Origin of the sequence: Mesorhizobium sp. M7A.F.Ca.US.008.03.1.1 (assembly GCF_003997495.1) — a bacterium.
GTDB lineage: Bacteria > Pseudomonadota > Alphaproteobacteria > Rhizobiales > Rhizobiaceae > Mesorhizobium.
The window spans coordinates 53,657-69,742 of record NZ_RZRU01000029.1 but is presented as its reverse complement, the minus strand read 5'-3'; the positions used below and the strand labels follow the sequence as shown (position 1 = coordinate 69,742).

20 protein-coding genes are annotated in these 16,086 nt (G+C 62.3%); 13 read left to right on the top strand and 7 right to left on the bottom strand.

Going from position 1 to position 16,086, the window contains the following annotated elements:
- Nucleotides 1-121 precede the first annotated feature (121 nt).
- From EOA16_RS28925 to EOA16_RS28890, 8 genes are all read left to right on the top strand, one after another.
- Entirely contained in the window at nucleotides 122-997 is an 876-nt protein-coding gene (locus EOA16_RS28925) for a bifunctional helix-turn-helix domain-containing protein/methylated-DNA--[protein]-cysteine S-methyltransferase (RefSeq protein WP_127261196.1), read from the top strand.
- 221 nt (nucleotides 998-1,218) lie between these two features.
- Nucleotides 1,219-1,689 (top strand): hypothetical protein, encoded by a 471-nt coding sequence (locus EOA16_RS28920; protein ID WP_127261195.1) that lies wholly within the window; start codon nucleotides 1,219-1,221, stop codon nucleotides 1,687-1,689.
- Between the two features lie 21 nt (nucleotides 1,690-1,710).
- The gene (locus EOA16_RS28915; RefSeq protein ID WP_127261194.1) at nucleotides 1,711-2,103 is read left to right on the top strand and encodes a hypothetical protein; all 393 of its coding nucleotides are present in this window, start codon (nucleotides 1,711-1,713) and stop codon (nucleotides 2,101-2,103) included.
- Nucleotides 2,070-2,582: a hypothetical protein gene (locus EOA16_RS28910; protein ID WP_127261193.1), complete on the top strand. Its 513-nt coding sequence runs from the start codon at nucleotides 2,070-2,072 to the stop codon at nucleotides 2,580-2,582. The genes EOA16_RS28915 and EOA16_RS28910 overlap by 34 nt, the downstream gene beginning before the upstream one ends.
- Nucleotides 2,557-3,039, top strand: a complete 483-nt coding sequence (locus EOA16_RS28905; protein ID WP_164754421.1) for a hypothetical protein — start codon at nucleotides 2,557-2,559, stop codon at nucleotides 3,037-3,039. Before EOA16_RS28910 ends, EOA16_RS28905 begins: the two co-directional genes overlap by 26 nt.
- 155 nt (nucleotides 3,040-3,194) lie before the next feature.
- Nucleotides 3,195-4,100 (top strand): ribokinase, encoded by a 906-nt coding sequence (locus EOA16_RS28900; protein ID WP_127261191.1) that lies wholly within the window; start codon nucleotides 3,195-3,197, stop codon nucleotides 4,098-4,100.
- Between the two features lie 2 nt (nucleotides 4,101-4,102).
- Complete coding sequence (locus EOA16_RS28895) at nucleotides 4,103-5,557, top strand: amidase (RefSeq protein ID WP_127261190.1); 1,455 nt, start codon at nucleotides 4,103-4,105, stop codon at nucleotides 5,555-5,557.
- Nucleotides 5,558-5,670: 113 nt separating this feature from the next.
- The gene (locus EOA16_RS28890; RefSeq protein WP_127261189.1) at nucleotides 5,671-6,285 is read left to right on the top strand and encodes a LysE family translocator; all 615 of its coding nucleotides are present in this window, start codon (nucleotides 5,671-5,673) and stop codon (nucleotides 6,283-6,285) included.
- Between the two features lie 146 nt (nucleotides 6,286-6,431).
- Here EOA16_RS28890 and EOA16_RS28885 read toward each other — a convergent pair whose 3' ends face one another.
- Nucleotides 6,432-7,373 (bottom strand): nucleoside hydrolase, encoded by a 942-nt coding sequence (locus EOA16_RS28885; RefSeq protein WP_127261188.1) that lies wholly within the window; start codon nucleotides 7,371-7,373, stop codon nucleotides 6,432-6,434.
- A 315-nt stretch (nucleotides 7,374-7,688) separates the two neighbouring features.
- On the opposite strand from EOA16_RS28885, the gene EOA16_RS28880 reads away from it, so the two are divergent.
- Entirely contained in the window at nucleotides 7,689-8,114 is a 426-nt protein-coding gene (locus tag EOA16_RS28880) for an Hsp20 family protein (protein ID WP_023760739.1), read from the top strand.
- Nucleotides 8,115-8,235: 121 nt separating this feature from the next.
- Complete coding sequence (locus EOA16_RS28875) at nucleotides 8,236-8,490, top strand: DUF1150 family protein (RefSeq protein WP_023760740.1); 255 nt, start codon at nucleotides 8,236-8,238, stop codon at nucleotides 8,488-8,490.
- Nucleotides 8,491-8,614: 124 nt separating this feature from the next.
- Here EOA16_RS28875 and ptsN read toward each other — a convergent pair whose 3' ends face one another.
- The 6 genes from ptsN to lptC form a co-directional block, all read right to left on the bottom strand.
- The gene (ptsN, locus tag EOA16_RS28870; RefSeq protein ID WP_127261187.1) at nucleotides 8,615-9,079 is read right to left on the bottom strand and encodes a PTS IIA-like nitrogen regulatory protein PtsN; all 465 of its coding nucleotides are present in this window, start codon (nucleotides 9,077-9,079) and stop codon (nucleotides 8,615-8,617) included.
- A gap of 144 nt (nucleotides 9,080-9,223) precedes the next feature.
- On the bottom strand, nucleotides 9,224-9,808 hold the full coding sequence (gene raiA, locus EOA16_RS28865) for a ribosome-associated translation inhibitor RaiA (RefSeq protein WP_127261186.1): 585 nt from the start codon (nucleotides 9,806-9,808) through the stop codon (nucleotides 9,224-9,226).
- Between the two features lie 264 nt (nucleotides 9,809-10,072).
- Nucleotides 10,073-11,599: an RNA polymerase factor sigma-54 gene (gene rpoN, locus EOA16_RS28860; protein ID WP_127261185.1), complete on the bottom strand. Its 1,527-nt coding sequence runs from the start codon at nucleotides 11,597-11,599 to the stop codon at nucleotides 10,073-10,075.
- 199 nt (nucleotides 11,600-11,798) lie between these two features.
- Nucleotides 11,799-12,617, bottom strand: coding sequence for an LPS export ABC transporter ATP-binding protein (gene lptB, locus EOA16_RS28855; RefSeq protein WP_127261184.1), 819 nt, complete (start codon nucleotides 12,615-12,617; stop codon nucleotides 11,799-11,801).
- A complete protein-coding gene (locus tag EOA16_RS28850; RefSeq protein WP_023812537.1) occupies nucleotides 12,617-13,198 on the bottom strand; it encodes an LptA/OstA family protein in 582 nt (193 codons plus the stop codon). The genes lptB and EOA16_RS28850 overlap by 1 nt, the downstream gene beginning before the upstream one ends.
- Entirely contained in the window at nucleotides 13,185-13,898 is a 714-nt protein-coding gene (lptC, locus tag EOA16_RS28845) for an LPS export ABC transporter periplasmic protein LptC (protein WP_127261183.1), read from the bottom strand. Before lptC ends, EOA16_RS28850 begins: the two co-directional genes overlap by 14 nt.
- A 401-nt stretch (nucleotides 13,899-14,299) precedes the next feature.
- Between lptC and sppA the strand changes: the two genes are divergently transcribed.
- From sppA to EOA16_RS28830, 3 genes are all read left to right on the top strand, one after another.
- Nucleotides 14,300-15,256 carry a signal peptide peptidase SppA gene (sppA, locus tag EOA16_RS28840; RefSeq protein ID WP_127261182.1) on the top strand — a complete coding sequence of 319 codons (957 nt, stop codon included), beginning with the start codon at nucleotides 14,300-14,302 and terminating at the stop codon, nucleotides 15,254-15,256.
- Nucleotides 15,257-15,338: 82 nt separating this feature from the next.
- The gene (locus tag EOA16_RS28835; protein WP_006200394.1) at nucleotides 15,339-15,623 is read left to right on the top strand and encodes an integration host factor subunit beta; all 285 of its coding nucleotides are present in this window, start codon (nucleotides 15,339-15,341) and stop codon (nucleotides 15,621-15,623) included.
- A gap of 57 nt (nucleotides 15,624-15,680) precedes the next feature.
- A complete protein-coding gene (locus EOA16_RS28830; RefSeq protein ID WP_127261181.1) occupies nucleotides 15,681-16,049 on the top strand; it encodes a LapA family protein in 369 nt (122 codons plus the stop codon).
- The last annotated feature ends 37 nt before the right edge of the window (nucleotides 16,050-16,086 follow it).

Here is a 16,086-nt window from a genome sequence, read left to right as displayed (position 1 = left end):
CAACGCCGCAGGTCTCATGCGGGCCCTCGAAGGGCGAGCACCACAGGCGGTCGTCACGGTGGCGCGGGACCAACGCCCAATCAGCTCTTAAACTGATTCAACGCAATCGTGAGGTTGCCTGATGAGCACCCACACCGCAGTCCTCAAAAAGGACATCACGCCTGAAGGCAGCGACTACGAAATCGTGCGCCGTGCCATCGAGAAGATCAGTCTCGACTATCGTGATCAGCCTACCCTCGAAGAGCTGGCCGAGGAAGTCGGCGAGACGCCGACCGGCTTGCAAAAACTCTTCACCCGCTGGGCCGGCCTGTCGCCCAAAGCCTTCCTGCAGGCGGTGACACTGGACCATGCGCGCAGGCTGCTCGATTCCGGCATGCCGCTGCTCGAGACATCGTTCGAACTGGGCATGTCCGGCCCGGGCCGGCTGCATGACCTGTTCGTCACGCATGAGGCGATGTCGCCGGGCGACTACAAGACACGCGGCGCCGGGCTCACCATCCGCTACGGCTTCCATTCCTCGCCATTCGGCACCGCCCTGATCATGGCCACGGAGCGCGGGCTCGCCGGCCTCGCCTTCAGCGACCCCGGCGAGGAACGCGTCGTCTTCGCCGACATGTCCAGCCGCTGGCCGAACGCTATCTATGTCGAGGACATGACTGCTACCGGCCCCTATGCCGCCCGTATCTTCGATCCGACGCTGTGGCGCCCCGACCAGCCGCTGCATGTCGTCATGATCGGCACCGACTTCCAGGTTCGCGTCTGGGAGGCGCTGCTCAAGATCCCGATGGGGAAGGCCCGCACCTATTCCTCGATTGCGGCCAGCATCGGCGCACCGTCCGCCAGCCGGGCGGTCGGTGCGGCCAACGGCGCCAATCCGCTCTCTTTCGTGGTGCCTTGTCACCGCGCCATCGGTAAATCAGGCGACCTCACCGGTTATCATTGGGGCCTGACCCGTAAACGCGCCATTCTGGGCTGGGAAGCCGGGCAGGTATCATAAAATCGATTTTTCGCAATATTGTGGAGAAAAACATGGGTATATCGGCATTATTAAGTATAAGCGCGATTTCCACTGTGGTTTCCGCCTTTGCAACCGAAGGCAACCTCCGGTTCCGGTAATCGTTGTTTTTGGCCGTTATTTCAGGTAACTCTAAATTAACCACGATAAAGTGATGATGCCCTCATATTAATCCGGACGATCCGGCTTGATAGGAGGTCCCGATGACATGGTTTCGCGCCGCCTGCGGCGCAGCTTTGCTGGTTGCCAGCATCGACGAGGCTGCGTTGGCCACGACGCAGAATGTCATCTTCAACGGCACGATCGCGCCCACCTGCACGCTTGTCGTTGCCACCAACGGTACGATGACGGCCAGTCCCGATCTCCAGTCCCTCAGTTCCCACAACAGCGGCGGCTCGGCCGGAACCGTGACGCTGACGACGACCGGAGGTGTGTCGCTGAGCGTCGACCCGGTCACCACCATGACGGTGCCATCCGCCGACAGCACGTCGACGACCTGGACGCCCACCTACTCTGCCGCCGGCGCGCATTCCATCGTCGAGACCGGCTCGGCAACCAGCATCAACACACCCGGCGCCGATCTCGTCTCGGTTCACCTTGCCGGAACCAAAGGCGGCAGCAATCGCTTCGCCAACGGCAATTATCAGGCAACCGTAACGCTGCGCTGCGAATGACGCGCAGCGAAGGAGGGGTCGTTGAAACATGCTCGAATCCTCGCGACGGCATTGGCCGTCGGATTGGTGCCCATTGCCGCCAAGGCCCAATCGATGTCGCCGATGCGTGGCGAGATCAACAGCTTCACCGACGTCTTCGCGGTTCGCGTCTTCCCCGCCAATCCCTACGACCGGAAGATCCGGGTCGAAATCCACGTCTACGATCAGGATTTTCAGCCGGTAGATGCCAGAATCTCTCCAGATGTCTTCCAGCTGGCTTCCCAGGCCTCCCGCTCTGTCCTTGTGGTTGTGCCTTTTGACGGCGCTGCCGAGCGTAAAGTGCGTATCTGTACCGAAAGCATCCCCTTTCCCAATCAACAGACGCAGATAAAGGCACAGATATGCGGAAAGTTTTTTGGGCGCCGCAAGTCCTGATACTGGCGCTCGCGGCTGCTTGGGCGGGTGCCTTGCCGGCCGGAGCCGAGGACGTCTACAACCTCAACCAGAACGAGAGCGGCTTCAACCTGCCCGGCGTCACCTTGCCCCAGGGCCAGGACGAGGTCCATGCCGCGGACGGTACCACTTGCCGTTCCGCCGTCTCCGGTTCCGGCGCCTATGTCGATCTCGGCGTTATCAGAGGCAACAGCCAGTCGGACAACAGCGTTGCCACCTATGGTCGGGTGGTGATCCCGATCGGGCGTACGCCGAAGCGCGTCGATTGCAGCCGTCTTTATGAGCTTGAGGTCGAGCGCCTGCAGCTGGAGCTGAAACTCCTCAAAATGGGCCTTGGCGCCGACGGCCAGACGGCGAGCATCGCCGCCAGCGCTCCCACGGCCGCGTCACCGGGGTGGGCCAACGAAGGCTGGAGCATCAGGACCGGAAATGGCGATGGCAAGAAAAAGAAGAAGCAGTAGCCGCGCGCTGCTTGCGATGGCAGCACTTGCCGGCTTTTGCCTTCCGGTGCAGGCAGCGATCATTGGCACCTGCACCATCATGGTCGGGGCGTCCGGAACGATGAAGGCCAATCCCGCCATCAGCATACTGGGCTCCAAACAGGCAGGCGGATCGAGCGCCGGCGCCACCGTGGTGGCAAGCTCCCTGTTGTGCTCGATACTTAACCTGCTTGACTGCTATTCGGTTTCAGCGCCGGCGCCTGCCGCATTCTCGTCCGCGCCGAGCGGCGGCGGCACCAACGTGGCCTTCGCTTCGGTCTTCCGCCTCGATGGCTCGGGGGCCGATGTCAACGGAAGTGTGCCGCAGAGGGTTGCCAACGGCACCCACAGCATGCAGGTCGACCTCACCGCCACCAGGTCGAGCGGTATCTTTCCCGCCGGCAACTATCAGGGCACGGTCACCGTGCGCTGCGAATAAGGCCACGACACCGCCTCAAATCGGACTGGACCATGCGCCTGGTCTGGCAAGCCGCGGCCTTACAGGTTAGCTTCCGCGCAATCGGAATGACCTGCGTTCGCCCGGACGCACGAAGGACGCTCCGACATTTGATTTGCGTTGCCAGGAGGCCTTGCTTGATTATCGTCATTGGTTCGATCAACCTCGACCTTATCGCCAAGGTCGACCGCTTGCCGAGCCCCGGCGAGACGGTAGGCGGCTCGGCCTTCACCACCACGCCTGGGGGCAAGGGCGCCAACCAGGCACTGGCCGCCGCACGCGCCGGCGCCTCGGTGCGCATGGTCGGCGCCGTCGGCAGGGACAGCTTCGCAGCCGAGGCACTGGCATTGCTGCGCGACGGCAAGGTCGACCTGTCCGGCGTTGCCGAGACTCACGCCTCGACCGGCACGGCACTGATCATGGTCGCTGACGACGGCGAGAACATCATCGCCGTGGTGCCGGGCGCCAACGCTTCCGTGGTGCCAGGCGATCTCTCCAAGGCCTTTCTGAAAAAAGGCGACGTCGTGCTGCTGCAAAACGAGATTCCGCTGGCCACCGTCGATGCCGCCCTCGACCAGGCAAGGGCGGCCGGGGCCATCACCGTGCTCAACACGGCGCCTTTCCAGGGGCAGGCAGCCGGCTTTCTCGACAAGGCCGACTATGTCGTCGCCAACGAAACCGAGTTCGACCTCTACGGCGAAGCGCTGTCGCTGCAAGGCCGCGACCGGGCGGCCCGCATGCGCGACTTTGCCGGAAAGACCGGCCGCACCGTCGTCGTCACGCTCGGCGGCGATGGCGTGATGGCGGCAACGCCGAGCGAATTCCTGGCCGTTCCGGCCCGCAAGATCACCCCTGTCGACACGGTCGGCGCCGGCGATACGTTCTGCGGCTATTTCGCCGCCAGCCTGTCGTCGGGCCTCACGCTCGAACAGGCGCTGGCGCGCGCCGGCGCAGCCGGTTCGCTGGCCTGCCTGAAGCCCGGCGCCCAACCGGCGATCCCGCTGGCCAAAGACGTCGATCAGGCGCTGCAGGAAACCCGTTGAAAATGCTGCGCCCTCAAACGAAACATGCCGTGCAGCCGGCAAGCGACATCTGCCGCCTGTCCGCGGTCGAACTCGCCGGCGCGATCCGGGAGAGAGAGCTTTCCGTACGTGAGGTGGTGGGGGCATTCCTCGATCGCATCGAGGCAGTCAATCCGCTGGTCAACGCCATCGTCTCCTTGCGCGATCGCGCCGATATCCTGCGCGAAGCCGATGCGGCCGATGCCAGCCCAACACGAGCCAAAACCGGCCCGCTCTTCGGCCTCCCCATCGCCATCAAGGATCTCGCCTCGACCACGGGCCTCAGGACCTCCTTCGGCTCGCCGATCTTCGCCGATTTCGTGCCGCAGGGGGACGATTTCTTCGTCGAGCGGATCCGCAATGCCGGCGCCATCATCATCGGCAAGACCAACGTTCCCGAATTCGGGCTTGGTTCCAACACCTACAACGCCGTGTTCGGGCCGACGCTGAACGCCTTCGATCCGGACCTGACCGCCGGCGGCTCGAGCGGCGGCGCGGCGGTGGCGCTGGCCCTCGATATGGTGCCCGTCGCCGATGGCAGCGACTTCGGCGGCTCGCTGCGCAACCCGGCCGCCTGGAACAATGTTTTTGGCTTCCGCCCGTCGCAAGGACTTGTTCCCGGCGGACCCGATTTCGAAGTCTTCCATGCGCAGATGGGCGTCGACGGGCCGATGGGCCGCAACGTCCGTGACATGGCGCTGCTGCTCGATGTGCAGGCCGGTTACCACCCGCACGCGCCATTGTCCTACGAAAAACCCGGCTCGTTCCTCGAAGGGCTTGGAATACCCGCAACTGGTGGCCGTATCGCCTGGCTCGGTGACCTCGGCGGTCATCTGCCGGTTGAAACAGGCATTCTCGGCCTGTGCGAGGCGGCACTTGGCCGCTTTGCGGAAGCGTCCTTCGCGACCGAGCCCCTGCTGCCGGATTTCGATTTGGAGGCGCTGTGGCAGGCGTTCGTGACGCTGCGCCAGGCCAGCAGCGGCTGTGCGCTCAAAACCCACTATGACGATCCCGCGAAGCGCGGCCTACTCAAGCCGGAAGCCATCTGGGAAGTGGAGAACGCAATGAGGCTGACGGCGCCGCAAATCCGCGCCGCCTCAGTCATCCGCACATCCTGGCATCGCGCGCTGCTGTCGATCTTCGACCGCTTCGATCTCATCGCGCTACCGACCGCGCAGGTCTTCCCCTTCGATGTAAGCACGCATTGGCCGCGCGAGGTCGCCGGACGAGCGATGGACAGCTACCACCGCTGGATGCAGGTTTCCGCATTCGCCACGCTGGGCGGCTGTCCGGCGGTCAACGTACCTGTCGGCTTCGACGACAAGGGCCGACCCATGGGCATGCAGTTGATCGGCCGGCCGCGCGGCGACCTCGCGGTGCTGAAGGCAGCGGCCTCCTATGAGGCAACGCTGCCCTGGCAGGCCGGAGCTGGCGCCTGAGCCGCATGCACCGGCGTGTCGTGGCGCTTCGCGCATCGGCTTGCATCGCCATCGCCGCCATGCATTGATTGCTGTCAGCTACGCCGCCTCGGCGGCATTCTTGGGGAAGAAACATGTCGCTCGAACTCTACGCTGCTTATGTCCTGGCTTGCATCGTCATCATCCTGGTGCCGGGCCCTACGGTCACGCTGATCATCGCCAACAGCATCCGCCATGGCTCACGCGCCGGTCTTGCCAATGTCGCCGGAACGCAGGCCGGGCTTGCCGTGATGATCGCCATCGTCGGCATCGGCCTCAACACGCTGATCGCAGGCATGGGCCACTGGTTCGAATTGGTACGGCTGATTGGCGCCGCCTATCTGATCTGGATGGGCGTGCAGATGTTCCGTTCCAAGGGCACGCTGAACGCCGATGGAACAGCGAGGAAGCCGCGCGGCGGCTTCTTCCTGCAGGGCCTGCTGGTGGCGCTCAGCAATCCCAAGACGCTGATTTTCTTCGGTGCCTTCTTTCCGCAGTTCATTTCGCCGCAAGGCAACTATTCGCTGCAGATCGCCATCATGGGCCTGACCGTGATGATCTTCGCCGCCTTCTCGGATTCGACCTACGCGCTGGCCGCCGGCCGCGCCGGGCGCCTGCTGTCGGCCGGGCGCATAAAACTTTTGTCGAGGATCAGCGGCAGCTTCATGGTCGGCGGCGGTCTGTGGCTGGCGTTTTCAAAGGCGAAGTAAACTCATCCCCTCACCCCGTCCATGAGTGGTCGCGTAGTGGCCGGGTGAAGGGGCAGCGCCGGAGCTAAAGGCAGAATATCCACGCTCGCGCCGCCCCTCATCCCCCTGCCGGGACCTTCTCCCCGTGAACGGGGAGAAGGAAGCTCTCACAGCCGCCCCAGCCTTTCCACCAGCAAGGCGAAAAACCCGTCATGGTCGATGTCGCGCATCACCATGGCGTTCTTCGGCCGTTTGGTGACGCCCCACCAGTCGATCACGGTCATACCCATGGTCAGTTCCGAGGCGGTTTCCACGCTGACGTTGCAGTTGCGGCCCTTGAACAGGTCTGGCTTCAACAGATAGGCGATGACGCAAGGGTCGTGCAGCGGGCCACCGTCGGTGCCATACTTCTCCTCGTCGAAGCGCTCGAAGAACTCCAGCATCTCCGCGGTGGCGGTGCCGACCCTGGTGCCCAGGGTGCGGAAGGCCTGCGTGCGCTTGGCGGTGGTCAGGGCCTTGTGGGTGACGTCGAGCGGCATCATCACGATCGGAATGCCGGATTTGAGCACGACGTCGGCGGCCTGCGGGTCGACATAGATGTTGAATTCGGCGGTCGGGGTGACATTGCCGCCTTCGAAGAAGCCACCGCCCATCAGCACGATTTCCTTGATGCGGGGTACAATGCGTGGCTCGCGGATCAGCGCCAGTGCAATGTTGGTCAGCGGCCCGAGCGCGCAAAGCGTGATCGTGCCGCTTTCTTCGCTCATCAGCGTCTCGACGATGAAATCGACCGCATACTGGTCTTGCAGCTTCATCGTCGGTTCGGGCAATTGCGGTCCGTTGAGACCAGTCTTGCCATGCACTTCTTCAGCGGTGACCAGTTCGCGCATCAGGGGCCGGATGGCGCCGGCATAGACCTTGATGTCCGGGCGGCCGGCCAGCTCGCAGATCTTGCGGGCGTTCTTTTCGGTAAGCTTCAGCGGCACGTTGCCGGCAACGGCTGATATGCCGACGATCTCCAGTTCGGAGCTGCCGAGCGCCAGCAATATGGCGACGGCATCATCCTGGCCGGGATCCGTGTCGATGATGATCTTGCGTGACTGGGGCATTTCAATTCCTTGTTTGGCGAGGTCGTGGGCTTGCACCGATCCGATCGAAACATCCAAATCACGCCGAAGCGGCCGCGAGCTGCCAGGTCGAACCGCTCGACCGGGGAAGACCATCCCGACCTGCGCGCTTCTCCTTGCATCTGCTCGCCGTTTCAAGCGCCATGTCGGTCATTCCTGTGAGTCCACGGCATGGTCTTTTTGGGCGGGTCTGTTGACGGCTTGAACTTGGTCGCGGGGCGGACCATATCAAGGCCATCGGGAAAAATGCCATCTGGGTTTTTCCACTTTATGTCGCTCTTGAGAGGACAGTGTAACATGAGCCGAATGACGCCCTTTTCCAGCCCGCTTCTGCTTGGCTTCGACGCCATGGAAAAGACCCTGGAACGCCTGGCGAAGTCCGGTGACAGCTACCCTCCCTACAACATCGAACGCCTCAGCGGCGCCGACGGCAAGACCGAAAGGTTGCGCATCACATTGGCGGTCGCAGGTTTCGCCGAAAGCGATCTCGATGTCACCACGGAGGAAAACCAGCTGGTCGTGCGCGGCCGTCAGACCGACGACACCGAGCGCGAATTTCTTCATCGCGGCATCGCCGCGCGCCAGTTCCAGCGCTGTTTCGTGCTGGCTGATGGCATGCGGGTGATCGCGGCGGAGTTGAAGAACGGCCTTTTGTCGATCGACCTTGATCGGCCGGAGTCCGAACGGCTGGTACGGAAAATAAACATATCGGTGAAAGACTGATCTTTACGACTGCATCGGCCGGAAATCGGTTCCGATTTTCCGAAAGCACGATGCAGCAGACTTAAATGGCTCTCATGCGGGATGGCCTTGAGCGGCGTCCTCGCGCCAAGGAGGCTTTGAAATGACCAGAACTGAAAATATCACCATGACCAATGGCGAATTCGCTCATCTGGGCGAGGGCTCGGTCGCTTATCTCAGAAAGGTCTCGAGCGACGAATTGCTCGGCCGTTTCCCCAATCTCGGCGAAATCGCCCCCGGCATGGAACTGTGGGCCTTGTTTGCCGCCAATGGCCAGCCGATCCTGCTTTCCGATGCGCGTGACCGCGCTCTGGCCGGTGCCATGGAAAACGATCTGACCACGGTCGCCATTCACTGAGAGCGATTTCCCGCTGAAACGGAAAAGGGCCGCCATGGCGGCCCTTGAGATTGTCTCAATTCAAAGCAATGCCAGGAAAAGTGTGTAACGGTTTTCCGTCCGCAATTGCGTAAAACAGATAATATCAGGCCGCGTGCGAGGCCTGGGTGTCCGATAAAAGCGTGTGGATAGCAGCCGCGTCGCGCGTACCCCTGATTTTAGCCACCGTGTCGGCGTCGCGCAGCACCCGCGCGATGCGCGACAGTGCCTTGAGGTGATCGGCGCCCGCCCCTTCCGGCGCCAGCAGCAGAAACACCAGATCGACGGGCTGATCGTCCAGTGATTCGAAATCGACGGGCGTCTCCAGCCGGGCGAAAACACCTGCGATGCGCTTCACGCCGGCCAGCTTGCCGTGCGGGATGGCGATGCCGTTGCCGACGCCGGTCGAACCCAGCCGCTCACGCTGCAGGATGGTGTCGAACACCTCCCGCTCCGGAATGCCGGAAATCGCAGCTGCCCGTTCGGACAGCAATTGCAGCAGCTGCTTCTTGGAGTTCGCCTTCAACGCCGGCAATATCGCCGGAACGTTGATAAGATCGCTCAGATCCATGCTTGAAAATCCCTTGTTCGCCTGCCGTCACCAGTCCCACCCCTCGTGCGGCCGGCTTTTATCCCAGTGCGACCCTGGTCGTCACCCGTACAACCTCGGTCGTCACCTGTGCGACCTCTGTCGTCACCTGTGCGACCTCGGTCGTCACGCTTGTGCGACCTTGGTCGTGGACGGGTCGATCCAGCCGATGTTTCCATCGGGCCGGCGATAGACGATGTTGAGATGGTCGTTTCCGGCGTTGCGGAAGACGAAGACCGGGCTGTCCTTGGTGTCCAGTTCGATAACCGCCGACGCCACCGACATGGTCTTCAGCGTCATGGTTGATTCGGCGACGATGGCCGGCGCGAAATTCTCCGGAATGTCCTCGTCGTCATCGGCAAGCGGCGCCATAACCGTGTAGGCTATGTCGGTCGGTTGGCCGTTGGCGGCGCCCGAATTGTGCGATTTCAGCCGGCGCTTGTAGCGCCTCAGGCGGGTTTCCAGACGATCCGCCGCCGCCTCGAAGGCAAGCGTCGGATCCTGGGCATCGCCGGTGGCCTGCAGCGAAGCGCCGGAATCCAGCCGGATCATGCAGTCCGCCGAATAGCGCGAACCCGATTTGATGACCGTGACGTGTCCGGCAAAACCGCGATCGAAATATTTGCCGATCGCTTCGCCGACACGATCGTTGATGCGTGTACGGAACGCATCGCCGATATCCATGTGTTTTCCCGATATGCGCAGATTCATCTGAAAACTGACCTTCCTTGCTCAGGCTTCAAACTCGCCCGAGTTTATACTCGTGATCCGTGCGCACAAGCTTTGCGGCGTCACTTGCGCCGATTTAAATCCGAACTTTCCGGTTGATCACAAGCCGCCCTTTGACCGTCTCGAGGCCAACGTCGTGACGGACCATCCGCATGCGGGCATCTAGCCCGTCTCATGCGGGCGGGCTTCTAGCCACTTCACCGAAGCTTGTCAATGAAGTGCTGGCCTGTGGAAAATCGAACTGCCTCAGCGCCCGGCGCTGGCCAGCGCCCGTTTCTCGCGCCGGCGCTGCACCGAGGAAGGAATATTCATGCCTTCCCGGTACTTGGCCACCGTGCGCCTGGCAATATCGACGCCACTCTCGCGCAACATGTCGACGATTGCATCGTCGGAAAGCACGTCGGCCGCTTTTTCCTCGTCGATCAGCTGCCTGATGCGGTCACGCACGGCCTCCGAGGAATGCGCATCGCCGCCGCCTGACGCGGCGATCGAGGCGGTGAAGAAGTAGCGAAGCTCGAACACGCCGCGCGGCGTCAGCATGTATTTGTTCGCGGTGACCCGGCTGACCGTCGATTCGTGCATGCCGATGGCATCGGCCACCGTGCGCAGGTTGAGCGGTTTCAGCTGGCGCACGCCATGGACAAGGAAGGCATCCTGCTGGCGAACGATCTCCGAGGCGACCTTGAGGATGGTCTTTGCCCGCTGGTCGAGACTGCGCGTCAGCCAGTTGGCGTTCTGCAGGCATTCGGCCAGAAAATCCTTTTCCGCCTGGTTCCTGGCCTGCGGCGAGACCTGGGCGAAATAGATATGGTCGACCAACACGCGCGGCAGCGTTTCGGCATTGAGTTCGACCGTCCAGCTGCCGTCATTGGCCGCGCGCACCTCGACATCGGCGACGATCGCGTCGCTGGCGCCGCCCGAAAACGCCATGCCCGGCCGGGGATCGAGCGCCCGGATCTCCGCCAGCATGTCGAGCAGATCCTCCTCGTCGACACCGCAGATCCGTTTCAATGCGTGAAAATCACGCCGTGCCAGGAGTTCGAGATTGGCGACCAGCGCCTTCATCGCCGGATCGAGCCGGTTGCGCACCGCAAGTTGCAGCGACAGGCATTCGGCTAGGTCGCGGGCAAACAGGCCGGCCGGCTCGAAAGTCTGACACACCGCCAGCACCTTCGCCACGGCGGCGGCATCCGCACCGAGACGAGCGGCGATCTCGGCCAGGTCGGCACGCAGATAGCCGGTCTCGTCAAGGCCGTCGGCGAGCTCGGCGGCGATCAGCCGTGCAGCCGGATCGGCGAAGGCTAGCGCCACCTGTTCACCGACATGGTCGCGCAGCGTGATCGTCGCGGCCGCCATATCGCCGGCGTCAAACCATTCGGATGAGGAACCCGCGCCATTGCCGGAAGCCGATTTCCATTGCGCCGTCAGGTCGGGACCGAGCCGCTCGCTGGTACCCGGGTCGTCGGGAAACAGGTTTTCCAGCGACGTGTCGAGCTTGTCCGAGATCGCCTCGGCACTCCACTGCGTCTCGTTTTCGAACCAGTCGCCTTCGGGGGTGGCTTGCGGCTCCGCCTCGATCTTCTGCGCCTGGTCGCTGGCGGCATCGTCCTGCGGCTCGGCGCGCTCCAGCAGCGGATTGCGCTCGATTTCCTCGTCGATGAAATGCTCGAGCTCGACATGGGTGAACTGCAGCAACCGAATCGACTGCATCAGCTGCGGCGTCATCACCAGCGACTGCGATTGTCGTAGCTGTAGTTTGGCCGCCAACGCCATGGTTCGGTTTCAAACGCCTCGTCTATGCATCCGGACTTCCGGGCAAGAATTTTGCAGCCGGCCATAGAAACTGGCCCGGCTTTTGCTTGTCAAGGCAATTGGTAGCAAAACTCGCTTACCGGAGCGTTATCCCGGAGCAAAATCGAGGAAAAAGCGCCCGGCGAACCGCAAAAATCGTGTCAGGAAACAAATTTCACGCTCAGAGCGTAAAACCCTCGCCGAGATAGAGTCGCCGCACATCCGGGTTGGCCACCACTTCATCGGCCCTTCCGTGGGTCAGCACCTGGCCGGCATGGATGATGTAGGCGCGGTCGATCAGGCCGAGCGTTTCGCGCACATTGTGATCGGTGATGAGGACGCCGATGCCGCGCGCCGTCAGGTGGCGCACCAGTTGCTGGATATCGGCGACGGCGATCGGATCGATGCCGGCGAAAGGCTCGTCGAGCAGCATGTAGGCCGGACGCGTCGCCAGCGCTCGCGCGATTTCCAGGCGTCGCCGCTCGCCGCCCGAAAGCGACATGGATGGCGCCTTGCGCAGATGGCTGATGTGGAATTCCTCGAGCAGTTCGTCGAGATTGCGCTCGCGCACCTTGCGGTCCTTTTCGACCACTTCCAGCACCGCGCGGATATTCTGCTCGACATTGAGGCCGCGGAAGATCGACGCTTCCTGTGGCAGATAGCCGATGCCGAGGCGTGCGCGACGGTACATCGGCATCGACGTGACGTCGAAGCCGTCGATCTCGATCGTGCCTTCATCCACCGGCACGAGGCCGGTAACCATGTAGAAACAGGTCGTCTTGCCGGCGCCGTTGGGGCCGAGCAGTCCAACGGCCTCGCCAGCGCGCACGCCGATGGTGACGCCGCTGACGACCTTGCGGCCCTTGTAGCTCTTGGTCAGCCCCTTGGCGATCAGGGTTCCCTTGAACTTTCCCGCATCGACGGTCACCGTGGCCGGCGCCGAAAGCTTGCTGGCGGCCCGTCCCGGAAGACGCGCCGTCAGCGACGACAGGCTGGCCATCAGGGGTTCGTCGCTCCCGATTTCGGCGGCGGCGTGATCGACATCTGGACGCGTTGCCCCGCGCATGGATCCACCTGAGCCAGCCCGCTTTTCATCTGCACGGTAAGCTTGCAGCCGACCAGAACGTTGTCGTTTTGCGACAGAACGACCTTTTTGCCCGAAAGCACCAGCACCTGGCTCTTCATATCGAAGCTGCCTTGATCGCCGGTCGCGACCTGCGCATCCGACTTGATGTAAACCTTGTCGGAGATCTCCAGGTGATCGATGTTGGCCGAGCCCGTCATCGCCGCACCCGCGGCCTCCGTGCCCTTGGCAGCGGCATTGGGGTCCTTGACGTAGTAGACCGTCATCTTGCCGGCCTTCATCAATGTCGGCCCCTGGACGACGCTGACATTGCCCGTGAAGATGGCGACACTGTCGGCCTGGCGGACTTCCAGCTTGTCACTCTCGATCTGGATCGGCTTGTCGCCGGACAGTTTGAGGCCTGACTGACTGGTCGTCTGCGCCCATGACGGCACGAGTCCGAGCAGCAGCAACGCTGAAGTTGCAGCCGCGAGCCGCGTCGAACTACTGAGCCGCATTGGTTTCTCCGCTGTTTCCCTGTGCCGCCTTCAAGGCGGCGGAATCGATGTTGACGCGCACTTTGTTCTCGAAAACCAGAACCTTGCCATTGTCCTGGACCGACATCGTATCCGCCGTGATCCGCGACCCGCCACGGCTGACATCGACGGGATCTCCCGTCTTCATAGTGCCTTTGCCCATGTCGAGGAAGACCGATTTGAACTTGGCCTGCATGCCGTCGGTCGTGGTGATCGTCACGTCGCTGGTCAGGTTCATCGTATTGCCGTCGCGATCATATGTGCCGTGCGAGGCCTTGACCGCCGCCACGTTGTCGGACGCGATCGGCACCTTGGCGTCGATGCCTTCCAGTTCGATGATACCTTGCGTGCTGACATCCTGAATGGCACGCAGCGCCGTCATCGAATAAGGTTGCTTCTGCTTGGTAAAACCGTTGAGCTTGGGATTGGCCATCACCAGCTTGCCGTTGGAAAAGGCAGTGCCTTCCGCCTGAATCTTCACGGAGACGGGTGCGGCGAGATAGGAATAGACCGGGAAAGCGACCGCTATCAGTGCTGCGGCCACCGGCACGGCAAATTTGAGAACGCGCACGCGGCGCGAATGACGCTGTGCACGGTCGAAAGCATCGCCGCGCGTCCGGCCGTCCGCCGGGGGAGCCAACACCGCCTCGGCGTTGGTCGGTTCAATCGGTCGCGCTAACATTCACTGCTTTCTTCTAACCTGCCCGCCCTTGAGCACCGCCTATAGGTGGGACGCCGGCGCTTTCAAGCAAGCACAAGCCCACGAAAACTGCAAAAATGTGACAGCCGCCCTTGTACAGACGAAAACGAAGTCCGCACAACTGCGTGTTCTCCATAGCAGAAACAGACACGCGGCGTAAAATTTATCAGCCGTCGGTTTCGTCGCCCGACCTGTGCCGATTGCACGAATATGTGAGCAGACCAATGCTTGGAGAGGGCCTGGCCGGTCCGGTCGGCTGTCGACGCGGATAGCCACCTCACGTCCAGGCGCTGACTTGTCTCGCAATGCGCAAGAGAGAACTGCTTCCAGATGGGAGGATCATGGTCTAAAAGCGTCTCCTCCCGCCGACTGAAAGGCTGACCATGGCACTGAGAGCCGACGACCTGATCGACCGCCGCCGTTTGCGGCGCAAGCTGACATTCTGGCGCGTCGTCGCCATAGGCATAGTAGCCCTTGGGGTGATTGCGCTTTCAACCTGGTTCTATGGCGACGATTTCGGCGGCTCGACGGTCGACCATATTGCCAAGGTCAAGATCGAAGGCACGATCATCGAGGACGAGGAACTGATCAAGCGGCTGGAAACCATCCGTCTTTCATCGAAGGTGAAAGGCGTGATCCTGTCGATCGATTCGCCTGGCGGCACCACCGTTGGGGGTGAATCGATCTATGAAGAAGTGCGCAAGCTGGCCGCCGACAAGCCAGTCGTGGCGGAAGTCGGCACGCTCGCGGCATCGGCGGGCTATATGATCGCCAGTGCCGCCGATCACATCGTTGCCCGCAAGACCTCGATCGTCGGCTCGATCGGCGTGCTGATCCAGTATCCCGACGTCAGCGGCCTGATGGACAAACTCGGTGTCAAGCTGGAGGAAGTGAAATCCTCGCCGCTGAAAGCCGCGCCCTCTCCTTTCAAGCCGACCAATGACGACGAGCGCGCCATGGTTCGCAAACTCATCCTCGACAGTTACGACTGGTTCGTCGGCATCGTTGCCGAGCGCCGCAAGATGACCCGCGAACAAGCGCTGGTGCTTGCCGACGGCTCGATATTCACCGGTCGCCAGGGCGTTGCCAACGGACTGATCGACGCCGTCGGCGGCGAGACGGTAGCGGTCGACTGGCTGGCGACCAAGGGTGTCGATGCCAAGCTCAAGGTCGTCGAGTGGAAAGATACCGAACGGCGCGGCGGCTTCCTGTTCTCGAAAGCGATGGCGCAAACGATCGGCAGTGCGCTCGGCCTGCCCGCCTACAGCGGCGACGTCATCCATGAACTTGGAGCCGACCGCTTGTTTCTTGACGGTCTCGTTTCCGTCTGGCACCCTTGAGATGCCGTTTGGGGCAAGTGAAAAAAGCAAATAAAATCATCCTCATAAATTTGACCGCACTGCTTTCACGGGGACCCGTCTCATGATCAAGTCCGAACTTGTGCAGATTATTGCCACGCGCAATCCGCATCTTTTCCTGCGCGACGTCGAAAACATCGTCGGCGCGATCTTCGATGAAATCACCGACGCCCTTGCCGAAGGCAACCGGGTCGAGTTGCGAGGCTTCGGCGCTTTTTCGGTGAAGAACCGTCCCGCCCGCACCGGCCGCAATCCGCGCACCGGCGAATCCGTCGAGGTCGAGGAGAAATGGGTGCCGTTCTTCAAGACCGGCAAGGAACTGCGCGAAAGGCTGAACGGCGGCAAGTAGGGCGCGACGTCAGCGCCCGACGGCCTTTCGACAGGCCAGTTTCCGACGGAAAACATCATGTTCAATCGCTTCATGCTCATCGCGATCTTCGTGCCCCTGGCGATCATCCTGATCGCACTCGCCGTTGCCAACCGCGAACTGGTCGCCTTCACCCTGGATCCGTTCAACCCCGGCAATCCGAAGCTGACGCTGACCTTGCCGCTGTTCATCTTCCTGTTCCTGGCGCTCGCCATCGGCATGATCGTCGGCAGCCTGGCAACCTGGGTCAAGCAGGGCCGCTATCGCAAGCTGGCGCGTCAGCGCGGCGTCGAGGCCGAGAACCTGCGCCAGGCGGTCAGCCGTGCGCCGGCGGCCCCGCAAAGCCCGGCCCGAGGATCGGCCCAAGGGTCCGCCCAAGGGTCCGCATTGCCGAAGCCGACCACTTGAGCCGCCGGTCGGCGGTTTTGTCCCCCACGGAGTTTTT